Origin of the sequence: Asticcacaulis sp. (genome assembly GCF_051956075.1) — a bacterium.
GTDB lineage: Bacteria > Pseudomonadota > Alphaproteobacteria > Caulobacterales > Caulobacteraceae > Asticcacaulis.
Map to the genome: position 1 here is coordinate 44,631 of NZ_JBQCGA010000026.1, position 24,665 is coordinate 69,295.

Below are 24,665 nucleotides of genomic sequence, written 5' to 3' on the forward strand. Positions count from 1 at the left end.
GCTTAAAAATCCTTCTTGAGCCGGATTTCCAGCATGGGCGGCACCTTGGACGTGGTGTGCTGCGTATAGGCGATAGGCGATGATCCGCGCAGGCCGGAATAGACCCAACGATCCTGCGTATAACGCAGGGCGAGCGGGTTCTTGACCGCAATCTTGAACGTGACCTTCTTCGGCGTCACATACTGGAACCAGACCTGGCTCCAGGGATTGAAGAAGGAATCGTCGATCTCATTGGCCAGATAGTTGCGGTCCTTGTTGTTGCTCTCAAGATCGACGCCCCAGCTGGTGTGAGACTTCGGAAATTCCTGGCTGAAACTGGCGGAATAGACGTGGGGTTCAACGCCGGAAATATGGCGTTCGTCGCCGGTGATCGGATCTTTGACGCGCGTATTGCGGTAATAATATTCCAGACTGAGCGAGCCGTGCGGCACGAACAGCTTATCGAGCGGCGTGTCCAGCTTCGCATGCAGCACGTCGGACTGCGCCTTGCCGATATTGCCGCTGGCCGTATAGACGTCAGCGCCGTCGAACACCGCGATAAAGTCGGACGTATCCTCGTAATCATAGTGCTCGTAGGCGAGGCTGACAGCGCCCTTGTCCCAGAAATTATGCTCCAGAATCAAGGTGTTCAACCAGTCTTTTTGCGGCACCAAAGCGGTATTGCCGAGGGTGACATGGCTGGTCTGCAACTGAACGGAATTGGCGAAACTGCTGAAGCTGAGCTGATCGACCTGCCGGATCGTCTTCCAGCTCAGCTTGGTCTTGTCGCTCAGGGCGTAAACCGCCTGAAAGCGCGGTTTGACATAGACGAAGGAGTCGGAGCGATTGGCGGCGGGGACGGAGATGGTCGAGGTCTCAACCCTGATCTCGCCTTCAAAATTCAGCTTGCGCGTCGCTTTCCAACTGCTGGAGATGAAGGACTCTGTGCGGTTTTCCTCAACGCGCACGTCATCGTCGAACGCGCCGGTGTCGAGCGTGATCGTCGTGGCGCGGTCGAGCCGGTTATAGGCGCTCTCGGCGCCGATGGCGAAGCTCAGGCGGTCGCTTTTCTCCCAGCCCAGACGACCATTGAGGATATTCTCACGGCTGCGGCTGAGCGCGAGGTAATCGGAAGCGCCGCTGGAATCGACATAGGAGTCGATGATGTTGTCGCGCTCATAACGCCGCAGCAGGTTCAGGTTCAGATCAAGGCCGTGGCCGAACTTGCGCTCATACTGCCCGCCCAGCTCGCTGGGCATGTCCTTCTCGATATAATGCTCGTGCCCGGCGTCGCCGTCCTGAACATAATCGGCGGTCTGGCGATAGATGCTGGGATTGTAGGTGCCGTTGAAGGTGATCTTGCCGCCGAACAGCGGCTCGGAATGCGAGGCCTGCGATTCGATCCCGGTTCCGCCCGCATGTTCGTAAATTGCCATCGGCGTCGCGCCGCTGGCGTCGGTCGTGATGCGGCGGGCGTTCTGGGCGCCGTTGTCGAAGAAGTTGAAAATATCCGCCGTGATGTCGGTGCTGCGCCCGTCGCGATTGGCGTTGAAGGTGAACAATAGCACCCCGGCATTGGTCCGGCCGTCCATATTGCGGACGATGCCGAGGACGGAAAAATTCGGCTTGGCGTCCTTCTTGCGCACGATGTTGACGATCTGACGATGGCCGTGCATGTCCATGCCCGGCGCGCCGCCGGTGATCAGCTCAAGATGATCGACCTGATCGGCGTTGATATTGGACAGGGTGTTGCCGAGATCGGCCTTGGTGGTCGGGCGCTGACCGTCGATCACCACATTGCCCGCCGTGCCGGAAAAGCCGCGCGCGCTTTCGCCGCCGTCAAAGACGAAGCCCGGCACATGCAACACCATGTCGAAGGCGGTGGCGACCTGATATTGGGCAAAATAGGCAGGCTTGTAGCTGACGACCTGACCGCCGCTGCTGCTGCTAACGGTTGTGGCTGCGGCGGCGCCATCGGCATAGGCTGGCAGACCGATGCCCAGAACGGCGAGCGTCACCGCGGCGGTGGTGGTGAGAAGGCGCAGGCTATGGCGCATAATGATGAATGTCCCCGGCGAGTCGCAACGAAAAATACCGGGGTCAGCAATAGGAGCGCGTCGCCTTGGGACAAGTTAAATGGCTGTAACGATTTCAGAGGAAATCATTTCACGTTCGCAGCCTTTGCCAAAATTTGCGTCATAAATCAGATCATTACGCGATGAATTAGCGCCTTGATCGCAAGTCTTAATGACAAATATTTAACCTGATCAGCCGGTTCCGCCGACGGTCAGGCCGCGAATGCGCAAGGAGGGCTGACCTATGCCCACGGGCACGCTCTGGCCCGCCTTACCGCAGGTGCCGACGCCGGGATCGAAGCGGAAGTCATCGCCGATCATATCGACCTGGCGCATGGCGGCGGGGCCGTCGCCGATCAGGCTGGCGCCCTTGACCGCCTTGCCGATCTTGCCATCTTCGATCAGGTAGGCTTCGGTGCATTGAAAGACGAACTTGCCATTGGTGATGTCGACCTGACCGCCGCCGAAATTGACGGCGTAGAGGCCGCGCTTCGTATTGGCGATCATGTCGGCCAGCTTGTCAGAACCGCCGCGCATAAAGGTGTTGGTCATGCGGGGCAGGGGCTGGTGCGCATAGGATTGGCGCCGCCCATTGCCGGTCGCTTTGGCGCCCATCTGCCGCGCCGACAAACGGTCGTGCATATAGCCGACCAGCACGCCATCTTCGATCAGGGTCGTGCAGGAGGTCGCCGTGCCTTCGTCGTCAATATTGAGCGAGCCGCGCGCATCCGGCACGGTGCCGTCATCGACGATGGTCACGCCCTTGGCGGCGACCTGGCGTCCCATCTTGCCGGAAAAGGCGGAGGTTCCCTTACGGTTGAAATCGCCTTCGAGGCCATGTCCGACCGCTTCGTGCAGCAGCACGCCCGGCCAGCCGGGGCCAAGCACCACATCCATCTCACCGGCAGGCGCCGCTATGGAGTCAAGATTGACCAGAGCCTGACGTAACGCCTCATCGACCTGCGCCCGCCATTTTTCCGGAGAGGTGATGTCGAGCCAGGAAATGCGTCCGCCGCCGCCTGCGGAAGCAGTTTCGCGCCGACCATCCTTTTCAACCGACACGGACACGTTCAGCCGCACCAGCGGCCGGTCGTCGTGATACATTTCGCCGCCTGCGCGTAAGATCGTGACGAAGCGGCGGTCGGCGGCCAGCGAGGCCGAAACCTGAACCACGCCGGGGTGCAGGTCGCGCGCATACTGATCAATGGCCTGCAGCAGCGCAATCTTGTCGGAAAAGGCCATTTCGCCCACCGGATCGCGCGGGTGATAATAGCTGTGATTGCTGCGCGCCGGGTTATCGCTGATCGTGGCGGAGACGCTTTTCCCGCTCTTGGCCAGCACCGCAGCCTCAGCGGCGCGTTGCACCGCCGCGACCGTCATATCGGCGGAATTGGCGAAGCCGATGGTCTCGCCCGCCACCACGCGCAGGCCAAATCCCTGATCGGCGTTGTAGGCCGAGGACTTCAAACGTCCGTCATCGAAAAAGAGCGATTCCGATTCGCGTCGCTCCAGATAGATTTCGCCATCGTCGGCCCCGCTCAGCGCGTCGTCCAGCACGCCTTGCGCGGCATGGAGGTCGAAATCGCCCCAGTCGGAGGGCGAGGCGTTGGCGGCGGGATGAGAGGCGTCAGGCATGGCGTTTTATCATAAGACGAACAGGGAAAGTCTTTATGTAGGCTGTGCGGACGGCGATAGCCATAGCCGAATCGAAATTCATCCCGTCGCGAATCCTCTGTGGGCGCCTGCGACAATAAACCGCATCACGCGCGTCTGCTTGGAAGGCGGCGCTCCCAAGCCATTGCGCACGCTTGCGGCGGCAGCCTTGCCCGCCGTTAAATACCGGCGTTTTTGCCCTTTGCATTTTGCGGCGAAGGCATTATGGGTTGAGGCCTAGGGTAGGACATAATGTCCCGGTCTATGCGCGACGCGCATGGCGACAGGGGCAGCCAGCAATACAGTAATAATAAGGCCGCAGGGGGCGATGGCGCCGTTCGGTCAACGAAACGAGGGTTTTGCGAATGGGCATTAGAAGGCTATTCACGACCGCTGCAGGCGCTCTGGCCACGGCAAGCGTGGTCGGAGCTATTTCGGCGCAGGCGTTCGCTGAGGATTTGATGGGGCAGCCCACCGACAAGGCGATGGGATGGCAACCTGCGGCGACCCAGCTCAAGGTCGAGACGGAGGACTTCTACAACCATCTTCTGTTTCCGATTATCACCGGCATCTGTCTGCTGGTCGCGGGTCTGCTAATCTGGATCATGATCCGCTACAATAAGCGGGCCAATCCGGTTCCGGCGCGCTTTTCGCACAACACGGTCATCGAGATCATCTGGACCGCTGTGCCGGTCGCCATTCTGGTCGTGATCGCCGTCTATTCGCTCAGTCTGTTGCGCGATTATAACAATATGCCTTCGCCCGATGTGGTGGTGAAGGCCACGGGCAATCAGTGGTTCTGGACCTATGACTACCCGGAACAGGGCGTCGAGGACGTCGAATCGCGTCTGCTGGACGACGCCAAGGACATCAAGACCGCCCACGCCAAACACATTCCGTACCTGCTTGAGGTCGACAATCCGCTGGTCGTGCCGGTCAATAAGGTCGTGCATGTCGAAGTGACCGGCGCCGACGTGATCCATTCCTTTACCGTTCCGGCCTTCGGCTTCAAGATGGACGCCATTCCGGGCCGTCTGAACAACACCTGGTTCAAGGCGACCAAGATCGGCACCTATTATGGCCAATGTTCGGAACTGTGCGGCAAGGACCACGCCTTCATGCCGATCGAGGTCAAGGTCGTGTCACAGGAAGACTTCGACAAATACATCGTCAGTCAGGGCGGCAAGACCAAGGCGATGATCGCCGCTGACGCTGCCGCCAGCGCCGCCGCGTCTCAGGCCGCCGCCGCGTCCGCCGCCGCCGTATCCAGCGCAGCCGCTTCTGATTCGGCATCGTCTTCCGGCGCCCCGGCCTCGGCCGAAGCCTCGAAATAAGAACAGTACAGAGAGAAACAACCATGTCGTCCCCTGCTGTAACGCACGATCATCATGATGATCACGACCACAAGCCCGGTTTCCTCGCGCGTTGGGTTTTCACCACCAACCACAAGGATATCGGCACCCTCTATCTGCTGTTCGCCATCATGGCCGGTCTTATCGGCGGCGCCTTTTCGGGTCTGATCCGATGGGAACTGGCCGAGCCGGGCCTGCAGGTGTTCGCGCACGGTTCGCTGCTCGACTCCATCGGCCTGTTCAATCTCGACAATCCCGACAACGCCAAGCACGCCTATAATTCGGTGGTGACCGCGCACGCCGTCATCATGATCTTCTTCATGGTCATGCCCGCCATGATCGGCGGTTTCGGCAACTGGTTCGTGCCGATTATGATCGGCTCGCCCGATATGGCCTTTCCGCGTCTGAACAACATCTCGTTCTGGCTGCTGGTCGCCTCCTTCATCGTGCTGTGCACCTCGATCTTCACCCAGTCCGGTCCGGGCGCGGGACAGAACGGATTCGCCGGCGGCTGGACCATGTATCCGCCGATGTCGAGCACGGTCGGCTCGCCGGGACCGGCGATGGATCTGGTCATCCTGTCCTTCCACCTGGCCGGGGCCTCGTCGATCCTGGGCGCGATCAACTTCATCACCACCATCTTCAATATGCGCGCGCCGGGCATGACCCTGCACCGTATGCCATTGTTCGCCTGGTCGGTTCTGGTCACCGCCTTCCTGCTGCTTTTGTCGCTGCCGGTGCTGGCGGGCGCCATCACCATGCTGTTGACCGACCGTGAGTTCCATACCCACTTCTTCGATCCGTCCGGCGGCGGCGACCCGGTCATGTTCCAGCACCTGTTCTGGTTCTTCGGCCACCCGGAAGTCTATATTCTCATCCTGCCGGGCTTCGGCATCATCTCGCACATCGTCTCGACCTTCTCGAAAAAGCCGGTCTTCGGTTATCTGGCCATGGCCTACGCCATGGTGGCCATTGGCTTCGTCGGCTTCATCGTGTGGGCGCACCATATGTACACAGTGGGTCTCAGCTTCGACCTGCGCGCCTATTTCGTGATGGCCACCATGGTCATCGCCGTGCCGACGGGGGTCAAGGTCTTCTCATGGATCGCGACCATGTGGGGCGGCTCGATCGAGTTCAAGGTGCCTATGCTGTGGGCGATCGGCTTCATCTTCCTGTTCACGGTCGGCGGAGTCACCGGCGTCGTGTTGTCGAACGCCGCCGTCGATTACAGCCTGCAGGACACCTATTACGTCGTCGCCCACTTCCACTACGTGCTGTCGCTGGGCGCGGTGTTCTCGATTTTCGCCGGTTTCTACTACTGGTTCGAGAAGATGTACGGCGTGAAGTACAATGGCTTCCTCGGGGGGCTGCACTTCTGGATCATGTTCGTCGGCGTGAATCTGATCTTCTTCCCGCAGCACTTCCTTGGCCTGCAAGGCATGCCGCGTCGTTATATCGACTATCCCGAAGGCTTCACCTTCTGGAACCATATTTCGTCGATCGGCTACGTGCTTACCGCTGTCGGCGTGCTGGTCTTCCTCGTCATGTTCGCTGAGGCCCTGATCGTCCGCCGCAAGGGCGAGGCCAATCCGTGGGGCGAGGGCGCCACGACGCTGGAATGGACCCTGTCCTCGCCGCCGCCCTATCACCAGTTCTCCGAACTTCCGGTGCTTGAAGAAGAGGAAGAGCATCACTAAAATCTGCGTAACCTGACGCAGACGCGCGGGGGTGAAGGTTGTATGATCTTCACCCCTTTTGCTTTTTCAAAAAGACCTGATTTGACCCGCATCCCTTCCAAATCCGACAAGATCGCCGCGCAAGGCGGCATGACCCAGGCCGAACTCAAGGCCGGGCTTGAAGCCGCCTACGCCGCCAAGGCGTCGCGCGGGACGCCGCGCGACTATTTCGACCTGTTGAAGCCGCGCGTCATGTCGCTGGTCGTCTTCACCGCTCTGACCGGACTGGTGGTCGCGCCGCAAGTTTCGGGCGGCGGCGGGATTTCGCCCTTTCTCGCCTTTATCGCCATCCTGTGCATCGCGCTCGGCGCCGGTGCGGCGGGCGCGCTCAATATGGCGATCGAAGGCAAGACCGACGCTCTGATGCGTCGCACGCGCCTGCGGCCCGTGGCGGCGGGGCGCGTCAGCCGCAACGACGCCTTCGCCTTTGGCGGCGTGCTGGCTTTTCTGTCGGTGGCGGTGATGTGGCTGGCTTTTCCGAACGGGCTGGCGGCGGCCTTGCTGGCCCTGACCATCCTCTATTATGTTGTCTTATACACCCTGATCCTGAAGCGACGTACGCCGCAGAATATCGTCATAGGCGGGGCGGCGGGCGCCTTTCCGCCGGTGATCGGCTGGGCGGCGGCGACGGGGCATGCGCCGCTCGAAGCCTGGGTGCTGTTCGCGATCATCTTCCTGTGGACGCCGCCGCATAGCTGGGCGCTGGCCCTTTACACAACCGAAGACTACGCCAATGCGGGCATCCCCATGATGCCGGTGGTCAGGGGCGCCAGATCGACGCGGCTGCAAATCCTGCTCTATTCGCTGGTCATGGCGCCGGTCGCCTGTTTGCCGATTGCGTTCGACCTCGGCGGAATCGCCTATGCCGTCGTCTCTGTGCTGGGCGGCGCGATCTTCATCTACCTGGCCGTCCGCGTCTTTTTGTCGCGGGCGGGCGACCATCCCGAAGGTGGCGAGGCGGGGCTTTATGACGTTAAAAAAGAAGCTCTGGCCGCCCGCAATCTGTTCGCGTTTTCGATACTGTATCTGACCTTGCTGTTCGCCACCTTGCTGGCCGAACATGCGATCAAGGGGCTTTTTTCATGACCGAAGCTTCTCCAGAGGACAAGCTGGCCTATCTCAAGGCGCAAAAGCAACGCAATCTGTTCATCGGCCTGGCGCTGGCGGCCTTTGTTATCATCGTCTTCTTCGTGTCGATGTCGCGCATGGCGCAGGGGCTCAAACACGATAATGCCGACATCGCAGCATCCGCGTCGGCGGAGTCGTAAAGATCATGGCGACGCAAAAACGTAGCCACGCCAAGCTGGTTCTGATTCTGGTCGGGGCGTTTTTGTTTATGTGCGGCGCGGTCGCGGCGGCGCCGCCGCTCTATCGCCTTTTCTGTCCACTCGCCATACAGACCGGCGCGCAGAACCGGGCCAAGGAAGCTCCGAAAACTGTCGTGAACAAGGTGATTCGCGTGCATTTCGACTCGAACACCAGCGCGATCCCCTGGACCTTCAAGGCTGACCAGCCCTATCAGGACGTGCGCGTCGGTAAGACGGCCATGGCCTATTTCACCGTCACCAACAACGCCAAGACGCCGATCACCGGGCGCGCGACCTATAATGTCCTGCCCGACACCATGCACGACTATGTCCTGAAGCTGCAATGTTTCTGCTTCACCGATCAGACCCTGCAACCGGGCGAAACCAAGCAGTTTCCGGTGGTCTATTTCCTTGATCCCCGCCTCATGAAGGACAGCGACACCAAGGATGTGCCGGATGTCACCCTGTCCTACACCTTCTTCCAACTCGACAAGACGAAATAGGGTTGAAAAACACCGCGAACGGAACAGCGTTCGCATTGTGCTGCGTACAAAAACTTGGCATAAATCCGTTATCGGTTCTGCCCAATATTGATAATCAGCCGCGACTCAAGAGCGGCCCAGACAGTGAGTGGACTCTAGGATGGCCCATCAAGGCGTTAAACACGATTATCACATCATCAATCCCAGCCCCTGGCCCCTGATGGGGTCGGCCTCGGCCGTCTGCTGGGCGCTCGGCCTGGTGATGGGCCTGCGCGGTCTGTTTGGCGAGCCCAAGGGCACATGGTGGCTGTTCGCTGTCGGCATTGTCGGCATCCTGCTGACCATGGTGTTCTGGTGGCGCGACGTTATCAAGGAAAGCCATAAAGGCGACCATACGCCGGTCGTGCAACTTGGTCTGCGTTACGGCATGATCATGTTCATCGCCTCCGAAGTGATGTTCTTTGTCGCCTGGTTCTGGATCTTCTTTGAAATGGCGCTGTTTCATGGCCATCGCTCCGGCGCCGCCGAGGCGATCGACGAGGTCAAGACCGCCTGGTCAACCTGGCCGCCCAAGGGCGTCGAGACGCTGGACCCGTGGCAGTTGCCGCTGGTCAATACCTTGCTGCTGCTGACCTCCGGCACGACCGTGACCTGGGCGCACCATGCGCTGCAGCAGGGCGACCGCAACGGCGCCAAGTGGGGACTGCTGCTGACCATTCTGCTGGGTCTGTGCTTCACCGCCGTGCAGGCGACCGAATACAGCGAAATTATCCGCGAACATCTGTTCTTCTCCGAAGAAGCGGGCAATGCGGGGCTTTACGGCTCCAGCTTCTTCATGGCGACCGGCTTCCATGGCTTCCACGTCATCATCGGCACCATCTTCCTGATCGTCTGCCTGATTCGCCTTCTGGCCGGGGACTTCACGCCGAAAAAGCACTTCGGCTTCGAAGCCGCCGCCTGGTACTGGCACTTCGTCGATGTGGTCTGGCTGTTCCTGTTCGCCTTTATCTATGTGATTTTTGGCGGCGCGCACTGATGGCCGACGATCCGAACGCGGTTGTCGAGGTTAAGTTCGCGGCAGCCGCGCTCGGCAAGTGTCCGGTCTGCGGCAAGGGAAAATTGTTCAGCTCTTGGCTCAAGGTTGCGGACGTCTGTACAGTTTGCGGAACGAATTTCAAAGCGGCGGAGGCTGGCGACGGCCCTGTCGTCTTCGTTATCCTCATTGCCGGTTTTCTGGCTTGCGCCGGTCTGCTGACCACGTTTTTCATGTTCCCGGATTGGCCGATTGCCACGCACCTGCTGATCTGGCCCGCCTTCGCGATTATTGTCAGCCTATTGCTGATGCAGCCGCTCAAGGCATTGATGGTCGCGTCGCAACTGCGGCACCGCGTGAAGGACTGATATGAGACTCAGCCTGTCCGACTGGGCGCGCGCCGCGCCGCTTGGCATGGCGATCAGCGTCGCCATCTGTTTTGTCCTGTTGAACGGCCTTGGCGTCTGGCAGCTTTACCGGCTGCGCTGGAAGGAAGGTCTCATCGCCGACATGGCGCGCAGTGAAGCCATGCCGCCTGTGCCCGTCATGGATTTGCTGAAGGAAAAGAAACCGGACTGGCGCTCTGCGCGGTTGCCGGATTGTTCGATCCGTAATGACCGTCTGATTTACATGCACTCTGAAATGGATGGAACGCCGGGCTATCGCGTCCTGACCCCATGTCCCCTGCCAAACGGCGCCATGCTGACCGATCTGGGCTTCATGACCGATAAAACGCCTCTGCCCAATACGGTCCTGACGCCGGTGGGACGTCTGCGTCCCTTCGAAAAGGGCAATGCCTTCACGCCGGTCAATCGACCTGCCGACAAGGATTGGTACTGGCGTTCGGCCAACGATATGGGCAAGGCGTTGGGAACGCCTATGCGCGGCGATTATTTCCTCGTGCTTGATCTCGAGGCGTCAAAAGCCCATATGACGGGGCTGACGCAGGGGCCGCTGACCGCGCCGCTGCGCAATCGACATTTTGAATACGCCCTGACCTGGTTTGGGCTGGCCTGGGCGCTGATCGGCGTCTTTATCAGCTTCGTTTATCAGCGGGCGCAACAGAACAAGGCCGCCAACGCCGCATGACCGCCTCCCTGCTGGAAGGGCAAAGCCTTTTCCAATTCGACAATGGTCTGCGCCTGCTGGTCGATCCTGTTCCCGGCCTGCGCACCTTTGCGCTGAATGCGCTGGTCTATGGCGGCGCGCGCTTTGAGACCGAAGCGCAGTCGGGTTGGGCGCATCTGCTGGAGCATATGGTGTTCAAGGGCGCGGGCGGTCGCGACGCGCGCGCCTTGGCCGAAGCCATCGAGCATGAGGGCGGCAGTATCAACGCCTCGACCGGCTATGAGCATACGCGCTTTGAGGTGAGGGGGTTGACGCAGCTTATGCCGCTGGCGCTTGAAGTCGTCACCGACCTGATGTTCCGACCGACGCTCGACAAGGATGAACTGCAACGCGAGAAGAAGGTCATCGAGCAGGAGATTCTCGAAGCCTATGATGCGCCCGACGATCATGTCTTCGATCTGTTGCAAGGGGCGATGTTTCCCGATCAGGCGCTTGGCCGCCCGATTCTGGGCAGCAAGGCCAGCCTGAAGCCGGCGCAGCCGGAAGCGGTGCGCGCTTTTGCGGAGACGCTGTACGCGCCGCATCGCGTGGTGATCTGCGTGTCGGGCGGCGTGACGGCGGAGGACGTGCTGCGTGCGGCCAAGGGGCGTATCGAGCCGGTCGCGCCGCAAACCGGTTTCGGCGCGCCCGCCGCCATGACCTTTGCTGCGGGACGGGCGGTTCAGCGTCGCCGCATCGAACAGGCCAATCTGACATTGGCCTTTCAAGGCGTAGGGCGGATGGACGCGGATATTATCCCCTTGCGCCTGTTCAGTGAAATTCTCGGCGGCGGCATGGCGTCGCGTCTCTTTCAGGAGGCGCGGGAAAAGCGCGGTTTGGCCTATGCGGTCGATTCGTGGGCGACGCCCTATCGCGACGGCGGCGTGTTCGGCGTCTATGCGGGTTGCGCGCCCGGCGACGCCGCGGCCTTGCAGGCTTTGATTCTGGAGGTTCTGGCGCAATTGGCGCGCGCTCCGTCCGAGGATGAACTGGCGCGCGCCAAGGCGCAGTTTCAAACCTCCCTGTTCCTGAACCATGAAAACGCCGCCAGCCGCGCCAGCACGTTCGCCAGCCATCTGTCGGTCTTTGGACGCATCCTGAGTCTCGATGAGGTCGCCGCCGAAATCGCCAGCGTGACACGCGACGATCTTGTTCGCATGGGCGAAAACATTATCGGGCAGGGCATGTACGCCAGCGCCTGCCTGGGACCGAAATCCATGATTTTGGCCGCGTAAATTTATCTGTGCGCTGCAATATACTATCGGATGATCACAAGCAAAATTAACCTGTTAAGGTTAAGACAAGCCTGTTGCTTGATGATGACGTTTGGGTAAGCTGATGGCGGATTACGGTTTGTTTGGCTGGCGTCGCTCCGCTTTGGCGGCGGTCCGCCCTGACATGACGCATGAGGCGACGATGGCGACGACAAAGCTGGGAAGCGAAAAGCTGGAGGTCTGCGACCTGCTGGCCGCCGCCGCCGCCGCCGATTGTCTGATCTGGGTTTATGACGCGCCGCTCGGTCGGTTTGAATTTCATGGCGACGCCGCCGCTCTTGGCCTGACCTCGCTGCAGGGGCGCTTGTCGCCGCAGGATCTGGCCCCGCTTCTGGAGACGGGCGAGGTTGACCGGCTTGAAGCGGCGCTGCACACGCTCGACGTTCTGACCGCCGCCGACTTGCCGGGAGACGGCGCGGGCATTGGTCAGGTGCAATGCCTGCTGCGTCTCAAGGACCAGCGCTGTCTGTATCTCAAAGGGCGGCGCACGAGTCGCGCCCTGGCCATGGGCACGCTCACCGATCTGAGCCGCGACGTCCGGCTTGACGGCGGCGCCGACGCCAATCTGCACGATGTTCACACGGACCTGCTGACGGGACTGCACAGTCGCCAGGGCTTTCTGAAAGCGGCGCAAACCGCGTTAAGCCGTCCCGGCGATTTCGATCTGGTCGTCGGCGATCTCAACCGGTTCCGCAGGCTCAATGAGGCGCTGGGCCATGAGCGCGCCGACCGCGTGTTGACCATGCTGGGACAGCGCCTGCGCGACGCCTTTCCACCGGCTGATCATACGGTGCTGGCGCGACTGGGCGAGGATGAGTTCGCCGTCCTGACGCATCGCGGCTTTCCGCGTGTCTCCGAGCGGATGCGGCAGGCGATGGAGCGCATGCTCAACGTCGCCGGGTTCGATATTCATCCGACCTTTTCCATGGGCGCCGTTTCCGTTGAGGGCGGCGAGGCGGCGCTGGACAGCGGCGAGCTTCTGCGCCGCGCCGAAATGGCGGTTGACGCCGCCCAGTCGAAAGGCGCAGGCGGCGTCGCCGCCTATAAGCGCGATCTGGAAAGCGACGGACTGACGCGCCTGGCGATCGAATCGGACTTGCGCAAGGCCTTCGTCAGCGGCGAGATCCACGCCTGGTATCAGCCAATCGTCAATCTCGAAACGGGCGTCATCGCCGGGTTCGAGGCGCTGGCGCGCTGGGCGCACCCGAAGCGCGGGATTATCCCGCCCGATCATTTCCTGACCGCGACGCGCGATCTGGGCATGATGACCGATCTTGGGGCCATTATTATGAATACGACGGTGCGCCTGATGGCGCGCTGGTTCCGCGACTATCGCCTGCCGGACGACTTTTTCATCAGCGTCAACCTGTCGGCGCCGGAAATCGAACGCCTGCATCTGATCGAGGACGTGTCGCGGCTGATCCGCGAACATGACCTTCCGAACAAGGCGCTCAAGCTGGAAGTGACCGAAAGCGACGTGATGCGCGATCCGGTCGCCTCAGCGCGGGTGCTGGAGGCGCTGCGCGACGCGGGCGCCGGGATTGCGCTCGACGATTTCGGCACCGGTTTTTCATCGCTCAGCTATCTGGCCAAATTGCCGTTCGATACGCTCAAGATCGACCGCTCGTTCGTCTCGACCCTGAGCCGAGAGGAATCGTCGGAAAAGATCGTCCGTTCGATCCTGCGTCTCGGTTACGATCTCGGCCTCGATGTGGTGGCAGAGGGCGTTGAGGATATGGCCCTGGCGAAGCGCCTGCACGATCTGGGCTGCGGTCTGGGACAGGGCTATGGCTTCGCCAAGGCGCTTAAAGCGCCGGACGCCGAGCAGTTTCTGGCCGCGTCGCTGGCGCAGGCCGTCGTTTAGGCTGTCCCCGCCGCGCCCGACAAATGACCGGGCGTGACGCCAAGACTGGCCACCGCCGCCGTCCATAGCTGTTCGGGTTCGTCCACAAAGATCAGGGCCTGCGAGGCCGGCGCCACCAGCCAGGCGTTTTGCGCGATCTCCTCTTCCAACTGTCCCGGCCCCCAACCGGCGTAGCCCAGCGCGATCAGCGCGTGTTCCGGCCCGGCCCCGCCCGCCATATCGAGCAGGATGTCGCGCGAAATCGTCAGGCCCAGACCGCGCGCCGCGCCGCCGCGGGTGCGGATGGGCGGTCCGCCGAGATCAACAGTAATGTCGTCCAACTGGTAATCGAGGCTGTGCAACACGAAGCCGCGATCGCTCTGCACCGGGCCGCCGTTGAACACCGGCACGCCGCCCGTCGCCGCGTCTTCGTTGCGCAGCCCCAGTTCTTCTAAGATGCGCTCCAGACGCAGGCCGCGAATGGGCTGGTTGAGGATCAGCCCCATGGCGTGTTCGGCGTCGTGCTGGCACAGATAGATGACGCTGTGGTCGAACGGCGGCGCGTTCAGTCCCGGCATGGCGATCAGCAGATGGCCCTGATAGGACTCATGCGGCGGCTCGGACGCCGTATCTTTGGCTATACGGGGCGGTTTCATCCCAAGAAACCTATCATATCCTTACGCGCTTGTCGCGATTGTCTCTTGGGCCTGAGCGCCGCCGCCGCTATACAGGCCACGGTTATCATTCAAGGAGCGCGCCATGTCCCTCAATTCCGGCGATACCATTCCCGACCTGACCCTCACCGTCGTCGAAGAAGACGGTCCGAAGGCCACACCGTCCAAAGACTTTTTCGCGGATAAGACCGTTGTGCTGTTCGCCGTGCCGGGCGCCTTCACCCCGACCTGTTCGGCGCGCCACCTGCCGGGCTTCAAAGACCACGCTGGCGACTTCAAGGCCAAGGGCGTCGATACCGTCGCCTGCACCTCGGTCAACGACTATTTCGTCATGAAGGCCTGGGCCAAGGACCAGGGCATCGCTGACGAAGTCGTCATGCTGGCTGACGGCAATGGCGCCTTCGCCGAGGCCATGGGCCTGACCCTCGACGGCTCGGGCTTCGGCATGGGCAAGCGCTCGCAACGCTACGCCGCCGTCATCAAGAACGGTAAGATCGACCAGTTGTTCGTCGAAGGCCCCGGCGAATTCAAGGTGTCGTCGGCGGAGTATGTGCTGGAGCAGCTTTAAAGGGTTAAGACGCAGGGGACATTGTCCCCTGCACCCCGCAACGGGATCGTGCGAACCTGTTAGGGGCTGTGCGTATTCCAGACAAACAAAAATCCCGGCCCCAAGGGGTCGGGATTTTTGTTTGTAAGGGACAAGCATAAACCTCAATGGGTCTGCTCGAACCGGTTACGAGGTCCAGGAGGCGATGCCTCCTGGCCTTAACCCCTTAAAACAGCTCATCCTCCAGCGACATCAGCGCCTCGGCGCCGCCTTTCATCTTGGCGAGGTGGGCGTCGGCTTCGGGCAGGATGCGCTCTAAGAAGACGCGACCGACCTTGAGCTTGGTCGCGTAGAACGGATCGTCCGAGCCGTTGTCGATGGCGGTCTGCGCGGCCTTGGCCATCATGGCCCACATATAGCTCATGCAGGTCAGGCCGAACAGGCACAGATAGTCGAGCGAACCGGCGGCGGCATTGTCGGGATTGCCCATGCCGTTTTGCATCAGCCACATGGTCCCGTCCATCAGCTTGGTCTTAGTGGTTTTCAGCGCGGCGATGTACTGCGGCGTTTTGGAGTCGGCTTCTTCGGCGGCGATATAGGCGTCGATCTCGGCGAAGAAGGTTTGCAGCGCGCGACCGCCCTTGGACGGCAGTTTACGGCCGACGAGGTCGAGCGCCTGCACGCCGTTGGTGCCCTCATAGATCAGGGTGATGCGCACGTCGCGCATGTACTGAGAGGCCGGGAAGTGTTCGGTGAAGCCGGATCCGCCGTGGACCTGCATGGCGTCGGAGGTGATCTTGAAGCCCTTTTCGGTCAGGTAGGCTTTGAGCACGGGGGTGAGCAGGCCCATATAATCGCTGGCCTTTTCACGCGCCTTTTCATCCTCTGCGTGATGCTGGAAGTCGGCCTGCAGCGCGCCCCAGACCAGGAAGGCGCGGCCGCCTTCGATCAGGGCGCGGCTTTCCAGCAGCATGCGGCGCACATCGGGGTGGACGAGAATCGAGTCAGCGGGCTTGTCCGGCGATTTCGGGCCGGTGAGGGCGCGGCCCTGCAAGCGGTCCTTGGCGAAGGCGGCGGCGGCTTCATAGGCGGCGTGGCCGATGGCCAGACCTTGCAGACCGACGCCGTAACGGGCGGCGTTCATCATGTAGAACATGATTTTCAGGCCTTCGTTTTCCTGACCCAGAAGGAAGCCCTTGGCGTCCTCATAGACCATCACGCAGGTCGAATTGCCGTGAATGCCCATCTTGTGCTCAAGCCCGGCGCATTGCAGGGAATTGCGCTCGCCCGGATTGCCGTCGGCGTCGGGCAGGAATTTCGGCACGAGGAACAGCGAAATGCCCTTGACGCCCGCGGGCGCGCCTTCGAGGCGGGCCAGCACCAGATGGCAGATATTGCTGGTGAAGTCGTGTTCGCCCGCCGAAATCCAGATCTTCTGGCCGGTGATGCGATAGCTGCCGTCCTCGGCCTTGACCGCCTTCGTGCGCAAAAGGCCGAGATCGGTGCCGCAATGCGGCTCGGTCAGGTTCATGGTGCCCGACCACTCGCCGGAGATCAGCTTGGGCAGATAGAGCGCCTTCTGCTCGTCCGTGCCGCCCGCGGTCAGGGCCGAGATCGCGCCTTCGGTCAGGCCCGGATACATGCCGAAGGCCGACGAGGCGCCCGACAGCATTTCGGAAAAGGCGGTGTTGACGAAGTGCGGCAAACCCTGACCGCCATATTGCGGGTCAGAGGAGAGGGCGGTCCAGCCCGCCTCGGTCAGCGCCTTGTAGGCCTCTTTATACCCTTTCGGCGCGGTGACTTCGTGGGTTTCAGGATTGAGCGTACAGCCTTCCTTGTCGCCGGTGATGTTGATCGGCGCCACCACCTCTTCGGTGAATTTGGCGGCTTCTTCAAGAATGGCCATGACCGTGTCGGAGTCGGCGTCCGCGAAGCCCGGCACATTATGATACTGATCGGTGTTGAAGACGTCCTTGATCAGGAAGCCGTAATCGCGGACGGGGGCCTTGTAGGTCATCGCTTAAATCCCTGTGTGGCGTTTAGGATTGGGCCTCCAGCTCGTCGATCTGGGTTTCAAGCCACACGCAGCCGTCCTGCATGTCCTTGATGGCGGCGTCGATGTCCTCACGCTGCCGTTTCAGAGTCTCGATCTGGTTGCGGTACTTGACTAGGGTGGCGCGCATCTGCGCCACGCCGTGATCCTTTGGGGTGTAGAGGTCGAGGATTTCGTGAATCTCGACCAGCGAAAAGCCAAGGCGTTTGCCGCGCAGGATCAGTTGCAGGCGCGCCCGGTCGCGCGGGCTGTAAATTCGGGTCTGACCCTTGCGTTCCGGGTGAATCAGGCCCTTGTCCTCATAAAAGCGCAAGGCGCGGGCTGTCACGTCGAACTCTTTGGAGAGCTGACGAATCGAATAGGTCCGGTGCAGATCTTTGGGGTGCGGCGTTTCCATGGCTCTTGTCATTGGTTATGGCAAATGTTGACATTAACGTCAACGTAAAGCTTATGGCCAATCTAACCCTAGGTCAACCTGTTTGTGTCCGCGTCGGAAAAGGTGTTTCGTTTGCGTGTTTCGCCTATTGCGCCAGCAGCCAGTCGAGATTGCGTTGCAGCGCCTCCGGGCCGGGGTCTTTGAACAGATGCTCGGCCAAGTCCGATAGCCGCACAGCGCGTAAGGATGCGCGCCACGCCTCATCCGCGCTCCACATTATTCTCGCGACAGCACAGGGGCCTTTTTCACACTCCGGCCTTGGCTGGCCAGAATCTGAATGACAGGGTGCGTTACGGCGGATTTCGGTGCAGGCGAAGGTCGAGCGTTTGCCTTCAACCGCTTCGACAATGTCGAGAAAGGTGATGTCGGCGGCGGCGCGCGCCAGCCGGTAGCCGCCGCTGGGACCGAGCGTGCTGGTCACGATCTTAGCCTGAGACAGGGCTTGCAGCGCCTTGGACAGATATTCCTTGGGCACGCCATGAAACTCCGCCAGCGTCTTGGTCGCCAGATAGCGCTCCGGCGGCAGTCCCGCCAGCACGGCGCAGCAGTGCAGGGCCCATTCGACCTGGTTCTTGAGAATCATCGGCGCGATCCTGTGTTGCGATCGCGCCGACGGTGGCAAGCTTTTAAACTCAATTCAAGCCAGCCCGGTCCAGACCGTAAGCGGCGTCCGCCGATCCCGGCTCGGCGGCAAATCCGATGGACAGGCGGTTCCAGCCATTGATGGCCATGATGGCGAAGCTCAGCTCGGACAGTTCCTTATCGGAGAAATGCGCGCGCGCCTTATCGAACAGATCGTCGTTCACGCCCTCGGTGGGCAGGCGCGTCAGGGCTTCGGTCCACAAAAGCGCGGCGCGTTCGCGCTCGGAAAACAGCTTCGACTCCCGCCAGATGGCGACATGATGCAGACGCAGTTCGCGCTCGCCGTGGATTTTCGCCTCCTTGACGTGCATGTCGAGGCAGAAGGCGCAGCCGTTCAGTTGCGAAGCCCTGATCTGCACGAGATCAATCAGCGCATCGCCCAGTGAGCTTATGCGGATGGCGGCGGAAAATTCCTGATATTTGCGAAACAGCTCCGGGGTTTGCTGAATGTAATTGATGCGCTGACTCATAACGATCTCCTTTGCCTAAATGCGGATATAAAATATCCTCAAGGATAATAAATATCCGTAAAATGGCGCATCGTCAAGGCAGGGGTCGCTTGACCCCGGCGCGCATGGGTCTTAATGGGTGCGCTCCGATTGTTTTACAAAGGTTTGGACCCACTTCATGACCGCTCTCGCCACCCTCGCTTACGCAGGCCGCGCATGGCCGTTTGAACAGGCTCGCGCTTTGATCGCCCGCCTGGTCAAATCGCGCGTAACAGGGCATGAGGCGCAGAAACAGGCGTTGAGCCTGATCGAGGCGGGCAAGACAGACGAGGCGCTCAAGGCGTTCGAGGGTCTGGACCGCGCGGTGATTTTCGAGACCGGCTACGGCCCTTCGGGTCTGCCGCATATCGGCACCTTCGGCGAGGTGGCGCGCACCAGCATGGTGCGGCAGGCGTTTGAAGCGATGACTAACGGCGCGTGGGCAACGCGGCTGATCTGCTTCTCCGACGATATGGACGGTCTGCGCAAGGTGCCGGACGGCATCCCCAATCCGGAGATTCTGCGCGAAGACCTGTATAAGCCCCTGACCGTGGTGCGCGATCCGTTCGGCGAACATCCGTCCTTCGGTCAGCACAACAATGCGCGTTTGAAAGCCTTTCTGGACAGTTTCGGCTTCACCTACGAGTTCCTGTCTTCGACCGACTGCTACAAGAGCGGCATGTTCGATCAGACCCTGCTGGTCGCGCTGGAGCGCTTCGACGACATTCAAAAGATCATGCTGCCGACCCTGGGGCCGGACCGGCGCTCGACCTATTCGCCCTTCCTGCCGATCTCGCCGAAGACCGGTCACGTTTTGCAGGTTCCGACTCTGGAACGCAACATCGCCAAGGGCACGATCGTGTTCGAGGAAAATGGCGAGCGCTTTGAGGTTCCGATCACGGGCGGCCACGTCAAGATGCAGTGGAAGCCCGATTGGGCGATGCGCTGGGCGGCGCTGGGCGTCGATTACGAGATGGCGGGCAAGGATCTGATCGACTCGGTCAAGGTGTCGTCGCAGGTCTGCCGCGTGCTGGGTGGAACGCCGCCGGAGGGTTTCAATTACGAGCTGTTTTTGGACGAAAACGGCCAAAAAATCTCCAAATCTAAGGGTAATGGCCTGACGATGGAGGACTGGCTGCGTTACGGCGCGCCGGAAAGCCTGGCCTATTACATGTTCCAGTCGCCGAAATCGGCCAAGAAGCTGTATTTCGACGTCATTCCGCGCGCGACGGATGAGTTTTTCCAGCAGCTTGACGCCTTCCCGAAGCAGGAACTGGACAAGCGCATCGAAAACCCTGTGTGGTTCGTGCTGCGCGGACAGGAGCCGCCGAAGTCGCCGCCGGTGACCTTCGGCCTGATGCTGAATCTCGTGTCGGCGGCCAATGCGGCGGACAAGGAGACGTTGTGGGGCTTCCTGCGCGCCTATATTCCAGGCGCGACGCCGGAGTCCGAGCCGGTGCTGGACCGCCTGGCCGGTTATGCGCTCAACTATTTCGAGGACTTTGTCCGCCCGGCCAAAACCTTCCGGTTGCCGGATGACAGGGAGCGCGCCGCGATGAGCGATCTGGCGGCGCGGTTCAGGGATTTACCAGCCGACACGCGCGACGCCGAAGCCTTGCAGAACATCGTCTTCGAGGTCGGAAAAGCGCATGAATTCGAGCCTTTGCGCGCGTGGTTTCAAGCCCTATATGAAGTCCTGCTGGGCCAATCCCAAGGGCCGCGCTTCGGCTCATTCGTGGCGATTTTCGGGATCGAACGGACAATTGCGCTGATCGAGCAGGCTTTGGCAGGCGAACTGGCTGCGTAAACGAGCGGGGTTGGGGGCGCGGCGCCTGCGGCGAATGGCCCCTAAGCCAACTACTGGCTGGCCCAGACGATGCGCGCGATCCAGGCCACCTGCATCCTATCCAAAATCCGGTCTGGAAAGTCGGGATTTAGCGAGCGCAGTTCCACCTGACGCGCCGAATAGCGCACCAGTTCCTTGGCCATGACCTCGCCATCCGTGGTCTTGACGACCACGCGGTCGCCGCGACGCAGATTCTGGTTATGCGGATCGACCAGAATGCGGTCGCCGTCGCGATAGAGCGGCAGCATCGAATCGCCGGAAATCTCCAGCGCATAAAGCCCGCTGTTCACCGATGGAAAGGTGATCTCGTCCCAGCCGTGACCGAGAGGAAAGCCTGCGTCATCGAAATAGCCTTCGTTGCCGGCCTGGGCGAAGCCGATCAGCGGAATGCCCTGACCAGCGTTGCGCCCTTCAGCCAGCAGTGCGAATTCCGAGAACTTGACGCCCGTAGCCTCCAGCAGCTTGGCGAGGCTTTCCGTCGATGGCCAGCGTGGACGCGGGGGATTTTCCGGTGACAGTCGCTTGGACTTATTGAAACTGGTCGGATCGAGGCCCGCCATGCGCGCCAGCCCCGACGGCGTTGTGGAAAAACGCACGGCGAGGGCGTCGATGGCGGCCCAGATATGGCTGTGTGACAGGCTCAAAACATCAAATTCCGAATGGAACGCAATAAACCCATGGATAGGAATAGTTGCATCGCAAAAGGAAAATAAATCCAACAATAGGAAAATCAACCTATTTTTGGGATTTTATTCGTATTGCGAAGGCGGTGGGCAAGGGCGCTGATCGCGCCGACGGTCAGAGCCAACATGACGGCGTAACTAAAAATGATCAGCGCTGTAAAATAGGCCCATTTCGTCACATAGACATTCAGCCCCTTGGCGATGCTGATGCAGACGGTCATCAATTGCGCGCCGCTGGCCCAGATCGGCCACGGATGCGGGCTTTTCCAGCACAGGATGACAAAGCCGGTCAGGCATAGAGCATCGGGCGTCAGATAGCGCCACATCGGCGGCAGGGAGGTAAAATCCTTCAACACGATCGCCAGCAGCACCGCGCCGCCATAGATCATGGCCCCGGCGCGTTCACGCCAATAGCCGAAAATCAAGCCTGCGAAGCAGACAAGACATTCCAAGGCCAGATTGACGAGTACGAGTGTGGACGGCATTGAGGTTCTCCGGTTGCAGGACGGCGTCCAGCGTTCCCGGAAAACCTCCCGGCGCGCAAGCGAAAAGCGCGTCTTACGCCAAGGCGGCCACAGACGCGCGCTGTGTGACGCCATTATCGCCGGGCGCGCCGGTATCGGGTTTGTCATCGACCGGCGTAACCTGCGTGGCGTCAAGGCCGATTTGCGTTTGCAGACGCGATAGGGCGTTATGCGCGGTCGTCATGCGGCCCTGCGCCGCGCTGAGCGCCTGCATGGCTTCGAGCGTGGCGTGATACACATCATTGACTACGACCGTGGACAGGCGCACTGCGCGCCGAGAATTGACATAGGCCTCAATCAGATGCGCCGCTTCGGCCAACGCCCTTTCGATAGCTTCCTCGGTAGCGTGAAGCTGAACGGCCAGCGCCTTGGCGACATTGATTTTTCGTTGTTTGGACATGCGGAATTCCCTGAACATAAGGACGATGACGGGCGAATCAGACCCGCCCGCTCAAGGTAATTCTATTAATGCGAGCGTACAATGTTTATGCGCGCATTAAGTGTTATTCGATCAGAAAATGCGCCTGCAAGGTTGCAATGGGGTGGTCGCGCTTTTCCTGCCAGGCGCTGACCTCGACATTGGCGACTGTGCGTCCGACGCGGTTCAGCACGGCGCGTGCGAAGGTGTCCACCGTCTTGCCGGAGCGCAGATACTGTACCGCGACGTCGATGGGCTTGGGTATGTGATCGAAATTTTCGCTCAAAGCCAGTTGCGCCATCGCCGTCACCTCCATGAAGGCGCCGATGACGCCGCCATGCAGAGCGGGAATCATCGGATTACCGATCAACTTGTCCTGAAACGGCAGGCGCGCGGTCAGTTCGTCGCCCGCCAGACTAAGCTTGACGCCCAGAAACGTCGCGAACGGCATGGTGCGCAGCACGGTTTCGGGTTCGACGTGGTGGACGATCTGCGACAGGGTTTGCATGGGCTTTAAACCTTGGCCTTGAGCGTAGGGGACGAGATGATAAAGGCCGCCTGCGCCGCCGCGACCGGGTCGTCAATGCTGACCTCATAGGCGAAGGCGCGGACAAAGCCGATGCTGCGGGTCAGCTTGTAGCATCTGGCTGTCGCCAGCAAGGCGTTGTCCGGCAGGGCCGGGCGCATATAGTCGATGCGCAGGTCCAGTGTCGCAATCGGCTTGAACTCGCCGATCCTGTCCCAGACCGCCATACCGCAGGTATTGTCGAGCAGGGCGGTCACCACGCCGGAAGCGATCACGCGCGTTTCCGGATCGCCGATCAGGTCGGTCCGGTACGGCAGCTTCATCGTCACGCCATGCGCGTCCCGTCCGACATAGTCGGCGCCGATCGCCTGCATATAGGGCGTATGGGCGATAATGGTCGCAAACATATCATGAAAAGGCGTAGAGTTCACGCGCGCCTCCCTGGAATCTCGGCTCTCCGGCCGTCGCCTATAATAGTACGCTTCTTTACCTTAACGTCAAAACCATAAGACCCTGCACCGCAGCAAAAATGCTTGCATTTGCCGCGGAAGGGGCATTTTACATAGACTTCCGTTACGACTGAAAGTGCCCATCATGAGCGTTGATCTCGATTCCGCGCCTGCTTCCCGTTCCGCCCTGGTGTTGTTTTCCGGCGGGCAGGATTCGTCCGTCTGCCTGGCCTGGGCATTGGCGCGTTATGAGCGCGTCGAGACGGTCGGCTTCGATTACGGCCAGCGCCACAGCATTGAGATGACGACGCGCCAGAACGTGCTGGCGAAATTCCGCGAAGTCTATGAGCCTGCGAAAACACGCCTCGGCGAAGACCATGTCTGCGATCTGCGCGGCTTTGGCGCCGTAGCGGAGTCGTCCCTGACGCGCGAAACCGAGATCGTCATGACCGAGCGCGGCCTGCCGTCCTCCTTCGTGCCGGGACGCAATCTGGCCTTTTTCGTCTATGCGGCGGCGGTGGCCGACCGGCGCGGCATCGACCACCTGGTCGGCGGCATGTGCGAGACCGACTATTCCGGCTATCCTGACTGTCGCAAAAACACGCTCGACGCGATGGAGACAGCGTTGCGCCTCGGCGTCGAACGCCCTTACAGCATCGAAACGCCGCTGATGTATCTCGACAAGGCGCAGACCTGGGCCTTGTCCGAAGACCTGGGTGGGCAGGCGCTCATCGACCTGATCGTCGAGGAGACGCACACCTGCTATATGGGCGACCGCGGCCAGCGCCACGACTGGGGTTATGGTTGCGGCGAATGTCCGGCCTGCCAGTTGCGCAAGACGGGCTTTGAGCATTTCATGGAAGCGCGGGTGAGCGCAGAGCGCTGATGTACAGTTTCAAGGAAATCTTCCTGACCCTGCAAGGCGAGGGCGGGCAGGCGGGCCGCGTCAGCGTGTTTGCGCGCTTCGCCGGCTGTAATCTGTGGAGCGGGCGCGAACAGGACCGCGCCACGGCGGCCTGCACCTTTTGCGACACGGATTTCGTCGGGGTTGATGGCGAAAATGGCGGCAAATTCGCTACGGGCGTCGATGTGGTCGCTGCTCTGGACGCGGTGTGGGGCGAGGGACGCGCAGCGGACAAGGCGGTGGTGTTCACCGGCGGCGAGCCGTTGCTGCAACTGGACGAAGCTTTGATTGCGGCGGTCAAGGCGGCGGGCTATTTCATCGCGGTCGAGACGAACGGCACGATTGCTGCGTCAGACGGTATCGACTGGATCTGCGTGTCGCCCAAGGCCGACAATCGTCTGCATCAGAAAAGCGGTCAGGAACTGAAGCTGGTCTGGCCGCAGGACGGGGTCGATCCGGCGGAGTTTCTGGAATTGGACTTTGAGCGCTTCTATTTGCAGCCGAAGGACGATGCGCAACAGACGGCGAATACGCGGGCAGTGATCGACTATTGCCTGAAGCATCCGCAATGGCGCATGAGCGTTCAGACGCATAAGTTGGTCGGGCTTAAATAGATAAGGAAAAGGCTTGGGGC

The 24,665-nt window shown here is 60.8% G+C and carries 26 protein-coding genes; 14 read left to right on the top strand and 12 right to left on the bottom strand.

Annotation, left to right across the window (positions count from 1 at the left end; translation table 11 throughout):
• Window positions 1-2: 2 nt before the first annotated feature.
• Window positions 3-2,036, bottom strand: a complete 2,034-nt coding sequence (locus tag ACTHLA_RS06630) for a TonB-dependent receptor plug domain-containing protein (RefSeq protein WP_440186455.1) — start codon at window positions 2,034-2,036, stop codon at window positions 3-5.
• A 210-nt stretch (window positions 2,037-2,246) separates the two neighbouring features.
• Window positions 2,247-3,689 (bottom strand): TldD/PmbA family protein, encoded by a 1,443-nt coding sequence (locus ACTHLA_RS06635; RefSeq protein WP_440186457.1) that lies wholly within the window; start codon window positions 3,687-3,689, stop codon window positions 2,247-2,249.
• 383 nt (window positions 3,690-4,072) lie between these two features.
• On the opposite strand from ACTHLA_RS06635, the gene coxB reads away from it, so the two are divergent.
• The 10 genes from coxB to ACTHLA_RS06685 all read left to right on the top strand — a co-directional run bounded on the left by coxB (window position 4,073) and on the right by ACTHLA_RS06685 (window position 13,862).
• Window positions 4,073-5,041 (top strand): cytochrome c oxidase subunit II, encoded by a 969-nt coding sequence (gene coxB / locus ACTHLA_RS06640; RefSeq protein ID WP_440186459.1) that lies wholly within the window; start codon window positions 4,073-4,075, stop codon window positions 5,039-5,041.
• Between the two features lie 23 nt (window positions 5,042-5,064).
• On the top strand, window positions 5,065-6,756 hold the full coding sequence (gene ctaD, locus ACTHLA_RS06645) for a cytochrome c oxidase subunit I (protein ID WP_440186461.1): 1,692 nt from the start codon (window positions 5,065-5,067) through the stop codon (window positions 6,754-6,756).
• A 129-nt stretch (window positions 6,757-6,885) separates the two neighbouring features.
• Entirely contained in the window at window positions 6,886-7,881 is a 996-nt protein-coding gene (gene cyoE / locus ACTHLA_RS06650; protein ID WP_440186531.1) for a heme o synthase, read from the top strand.
• Window positions 7,878-8,063 carry a hypothetical protein gene (locus ACTHLA_RS06655; protein WP_440186463.1) on the top strand — a complete coding sequence of 62 codons (186 nt, stop codon included), beginning with the start codon at window positions 7,878-7,880 and terminating at the stop codon, window positions 8,061-8,063. The genes cyoE and ACTHLA_RS06655 overlap by 4 nt, the downstream gene beginning before the upstream one ends.
• Before the next feature lie 5 nt (window positions 8,064-8,068).
• A complete protein-coding gene (locus ACTHLA_RS06660; protein ID WP_440186465.1) occupies window positions 8,069-8,605 on the top strand; it encodes a cytochrome c oxidase assembly protein in 537 nt (178 codons plus the stop codon).
• Window positions 8,606-8,744: 139 nt separating this feature from the next.
• Window positions 8,745-9,620, top strand: coding sequence for a cytochrome c oxidase subunit 3 (locus ACTHLA_RS06665; protein WP_440186467.1), 876 nt, complete (start codon window positions 8,745-8,747; stop codon window positions 9,618-9,620).
• Entirely contained in the window at window positions 9,620-9,985 is a 366-nt protein-coding gene (locus ACTHLA_RS06670; RefSeq protein ID WP_440186469.1) for a DUF983 domain-containing protein, read from the top strand. Before ACTHLA_RS06665 ends, ACTHLA_RS06670 begins: the two co-directional genes overlap by 1 nt.
• Before the next feature lies 1 nt (window position 9,986).
• A complete protein-coding gene (locus tag ACTHLA_RS06675; protein WP_440186471.1) occupies window positions 9,987-10,706 on the top strand; it encodes an SURF1 family protein in 720 nt (239 codons plus the stop codon).
• Window positions 10,703-11,959 (top strand): M16 family metallopeptidase, encoded by a 1,257-nt coding sequence (locus tag ACTHLA_RS06680; RefSeq protein ID WP_440186473.1) that lies wholly within the window; start codon window positions 10,703-10,705, stop codon window positions 11,957-11,959. The genes ACTHLA_RS06675 and ACTHLA_RS06680 overlap by 4 nt, the downstream gene beginning before the upstream one ends.
• A gap of 103 nt (window positions 11,960-12,062) precedes the next feature.
• Window positions 12,063-13,862 carry a putative bifunctional diguanylate cyclase/phosphodiesterase gene (locus ACTHLA_RS06685; protein ID WP_440186475.1) on the top strand — a complete coding sequence of 600 codons (1,800 nt, stop codon included), beginning with the start codon at window positions 12,063-12,065 and terminating at the stop codon, window positions 13,860-13,862.
• Here ACTHLA_RS06685 and ACTHLA_RS06690 read toward each other — a convergent pair.
• Window positions 13,859-14,497, bottom strand: coding sequence for a YqgE/AlgH family protein (locus tag ACTHLA_RS06690; protein WP_440186477.1), 639 nt, complete (start codon window positions 14,495-14,497; stop codon window positions 13,859-13,861). The two genes, ACTHLA_RS06685 and ACTHLA_RS06690, sit on opposite strands and share 4 nt — an antisense overlap.
• A gap of 103 nt (window positions 14,498-14,600) precedes the next feature.
• Between ACTHLA_RS06690 and ACTHLA_RS06695 the strand changes: the two genes are divergently transcribed.
• Entirely contained in the window at window positions 14,601-15,083 is a 483-nt protein-coding gene (locus tag ACTHLA_RS06695) for a peroxiredoxin (RefSeq protein WP_440186479.1), read from the top strand.
• A gap of 205 nt (window positions 15,084-15,288) precedes the next feature.
• Here the strand turns inward: ACTHLA_RS06695 and ACTHLA_RS06700 are convergent, their stop codons facing one another.
• From ACTHLA_RS06700 to ACTHLA_RS06715, 4 genes are all read right to left on the bottom strand, one after another.
• Window positions 15,289-17,079, bottom strand: a complete 1,791-nt coding sequence (locus ACTHLA_RS06700) for an acyl-CoA dehydrogenase C-terminal domain-containing protein (RefSeq protein WP_440186481.1) — start codon at window positions 17,077-17,079, stop codon at window positions 15,289-15,291.
• A 22-nt stretch (window positions 17,080-17,101) separates the two neighbouring features.
• On the bottom strand, window positions 17,102-17,512 hold the full coding sequence (locus ACTHLA_RS06705) for a MerR family transcriptional regulator (protein ID WP_440186483.1): 411 nt from the start codon (window positions 17,510-17,512) through the stop codon (window positions 17,102-17,104).
• 124 nt (window positions 17,513-17,636) lie between these two features.
• Window positions 17,637-18,134, bottom strand: coding sequence for an RrF2 family transcriptional regulator (locus ACTHLA_RS06710; RefSeq protein WP_440186485.1), 498 nt, complete (start codon window positions 18,132-18,134; stop codon window positions 17,637-17,639).
• A 49-nt stretch (window positions 18,135-18,183) separates the two neighbouring features.
• Window positions 18,184-18,663 (bottom strand): carboxymuconolactone decarboxylase family protein, encoded by a 480-nt coding sequence (locus ACTHLA_RS06715; protein ID WP_440186487.1) that lies wholly within the window; start codon window positions 18,661-18,663, stop codon window positions 18,184-18,186.
• A gap of 157 nt (window positions 18,664-18,820) precedes the next feature.
• Between ACTHLA_RS06715 and ACTHLA_RS06720 the strand changes: the two genes are divergently transcribed.
• Window positions 18,821-20,488 (top strand): lysine--tRNA ligase, encoded by a 1,668-nt coding sequence (locus ACTHLA_RS06720; protein WP_440186489.1) that lies wholly within the window; start codon window positions 18,821-18,823, stop codon window positions 20,486-20,488.
• Between the two features lie 50 nt (window positions 20,489-20,538).
• Here ACTHLA_RS06720 and ACTHLA_RS06725 read toward each other — a convergent pair whose 3' ends face one another.
• The 5 genes from ACTHLA_RS06725 to ACTHLA_RS06745 form a co-directional block, all read right to left on the bottom strand.
• Complete coding sequence (locus tag ACTHLA_RS06725) at window positions 20,539-21,171, bottom strand: S24 family peptidase (RefSeq protein ID WP_440186491.1); 633 nt, start codon at window positions 21,169-21,171, stop codon at window positions 20,539-20,541.
• Window positions 21,172-21,257: 86 nt separating this feature from the next.
• Window positions 21,258-21,695, bottom strand: coding sequence for a hypothetical protein (locus ACTHLA_RS06730; protein WP_440186493.1), 438 nt, complete (start codon window positions 21,693-21,695; stop codon window positions 21,258-21,260).
• Between the two features lie 73 nt (window positions 21,696-21,768).
• A complete protein-coding gene (locus tag ACTHLA_RS06735) occupies window positions 21,769-22,134 on the bottom strand; it encodes a hypothetical protein (protein WP_440186495.1) in 366 nt (121 codons plus the stop codon).
• 103 nt (window positions 22,135-22,237) lie between these two features.
• The gene (locus ACTHLA_RS06740; protein WP_440186497.1) at window positions 22,238-22,660 is read right to left on the bottom strand and encodes a PaaI family thioesterase; all 423 of its coding nucleotides are present in this window, start codon (window positions 22,658-22,660) and stop codon (window positions 22,238-22,240) included.
• 5 nt (window positions 22,661-22,665) lie between these two features.
• A complete protein-coding gene (locus ACTHLA_RS06745; RefSeq protein ID WP_440186499.1) occupies window positions 22,666-23,109 on the bottom strand; it encodes a PaaI family thioesterase in 444 nt (147 codons plus the stop codon).
• A gap of 163 nt (window positions 23,110-23,272) precedes the next feature.
• Between ACTHLA_RS06745 and queC the strand changes: the two genes are divergently transcribed.
• Window positions 23,273-24,013 carry a 7-cyano-7-deazaguanine synthase QueC gene (gene queC, locus ACTHLA_RS06750; RefSeq protein ID WP_440186501.1) on the top strand — a complete coding sequence of 247 codons (741 nt, stop codon included), beginning with the start codon at window positions 23,273-23,275 and terminating at the stop codon, window positions 24,011-24,013.
• The gene (gene queE / locus ACTHLA_RS06755; protein ID WP_440186533.1) at window positions 24,010-24,645 is read left to right on the top strand and encodes a 7-carboxy-7-deazaguanine synthase; all 636 of its coding nucleotides are present in this window, start codon (window positions 24,010-24,012) and stop codon (window positions 24,643-24,645) included. Before queC ends, queE begins: the two co-directional genes overlap by 4 nt.
• Window positions 24,646-24,665: the final 20 nt, after the last annotated feature.

Bases quoted from the DNA above. Each gene is read 5' to 3' on its own strand.
- ACTHLA_RS06670 (WP_440186469.1), top strand. From the start codon at position 9,620: ATGGCCGACGATCCGAACGCGGTTGTCGAGGTTAAGTTCGCGGCAGCC.
- ACTHLA_RS06630 (WP_440186455.1), bottom strand. From the start codon at position 2,036: ATGCGCCATAGCCTGCGCCTTCTCACCACCACCGCCGCGGTGACGCTC.
- ACTHLA_RS06695 (WP_440186479.1), top strand. From the start codon at position 14,601: ATGTCCCTCAATTCCGGCGATACCATTCCCGACCTGACCCTCACCGTC.
- cyoE (WP_440186531.1), top strand. From the start codon at position 6,886: ATGACCCAGGCCGAACTCAAGGCCGGGCTTGAAGCCGCCTACGCCGCC.
- ACTHLA_RS06740 (WP_440186497.1), bottom strand. From the start codon at position 22,660: ATGCAAACCCTGTCGCAGATCGTCCACCACGTCGAACCCGAAACCGTG.
- ACTHLA_RS06635 (WP_440186457.1), bottom strand. From the start codon at position 3,689: ATGCCTGACGCCTCTCATCCCGCCGCCAACGCCTCGCCCTCCGACTGG.
- ACTHLA_RS06715 (WP_440186487.1), bottom strand. From the start codon at position 18,663: ATGAGTCAGCGCATCAATTACATTCAGCAAACCCCGGAGCTGTTTCGC.
- ctaD (WP_440186461.1), top strand. From the start codon at position 5,065: ATGTCGTCCCCTGCTGTAACGCACGATCATCATGATGATCACGACCAC.
- ACTHLA_RS06680 (WP_440186473.1), top strand. From the start codon at position 10,703: ATGACCGCCTCCCTGCTGGAAGGGCAAAGCCTTTTCCAATTCGACAAT.
- ACTHLA_RS06705 (WP_440186483.1), bottom strand. From the start codon at position 17,512: ATGGAAACGCCGCACCCCAAAGATCTGCACCGGACCTATTCGATTCGT.
- ACTHLA_RS06685 (WP_440186475.1), top strand. From the start codon at position 12,063: ATGGCGGATTACGGTTTGTTTGGCTGGCGTCGCTCCGCTTTGGCGGCG.
- coxB (WP_440186459.1), top strand. From the start codon at position 4,073: ATGGGCATTAGAAGGCTATTCACGACCGCTGCAGGCGCTCTGGCCACG.
- ACTHLA_RS06675 (WP_440186471.1), top strand. From the start codon at position 9,987: ATGAGACTCAGCCTGTCCGACTGGGCGCGCGCCGCGCCGCTTGGCATG.
- ACTHLA_RS06720 (WP_440186489.1), top strand. From the start codon at position 18,821: ATGACCGCTCTCGCCACCCTCGCTTACGCAGGCCGCGCATGGCCGTTT.
- queC (WP_440186501.1), top strand. From the start codon at position 23,273: ATGAGCGTTGATCTCGATTCCGCGCCTGCTTCCCGTTCCGCCCTGGTG.
- ACTHLA_RS06735 (WP_440186495.1), bottom strand. From the start codon at position 22,134: ATGTCCAAACAACGAAAAATCAATGTCGCCAAGGCGCTGGCCGTTCAG.
- ACTHLA_RS06655 (WP_440186463.1), top strand. From the start codon at position 7,878: ATGACCGAAGCTTCTCCAGAGGACAAGCTGGCCTATCTCAAGGCGCAA.
- ACTHLA_RS06660 (WP_440186465.1), top strand. From the start codon at position 8,069: ATGGCGACGCAAAAACGTAGCCACGCCAAGCTGGTTCTGATTCTGGTC.
- ACTHLA_RS06730 (WP_440186493.1), bottom strand. From the start codon at position 21,695: ATGCCGTCCACACTCGTACTCGTCAATCTGGCCTTGGAATGTCTTGTC.
- ACTHLA_RS06700 (WP_440186481.1), bottom strand. From the start codon at position 17,079: ATGACCTACAAGGCCCCCGTCCGCGATTACGGCTTCCTGATCAAGGAC.
- ACTHLA_RS06710 (WP_440186485.1), bottom strand. From the start codon at position 18,134: ATGATTCTCAAGAACCAGGTCGAATGGGCCCTGCACTGCTGCGCCGTG.
- ACTHLA_RS06690 (WP_440186477.1), bottom strand. From the start codon at position 14,497: ATGAAACCGCCCCGTATAGCCAAAGATACGGCGTCCGAGCCGCCGCAT.
- ACTHLA_RS06665 (WP_440186467.1), top strand. From the start codon at position 8,745: ATGGCCCATCAAGGCGTTAAACACGATTATCACATCATCAATCCCAGC.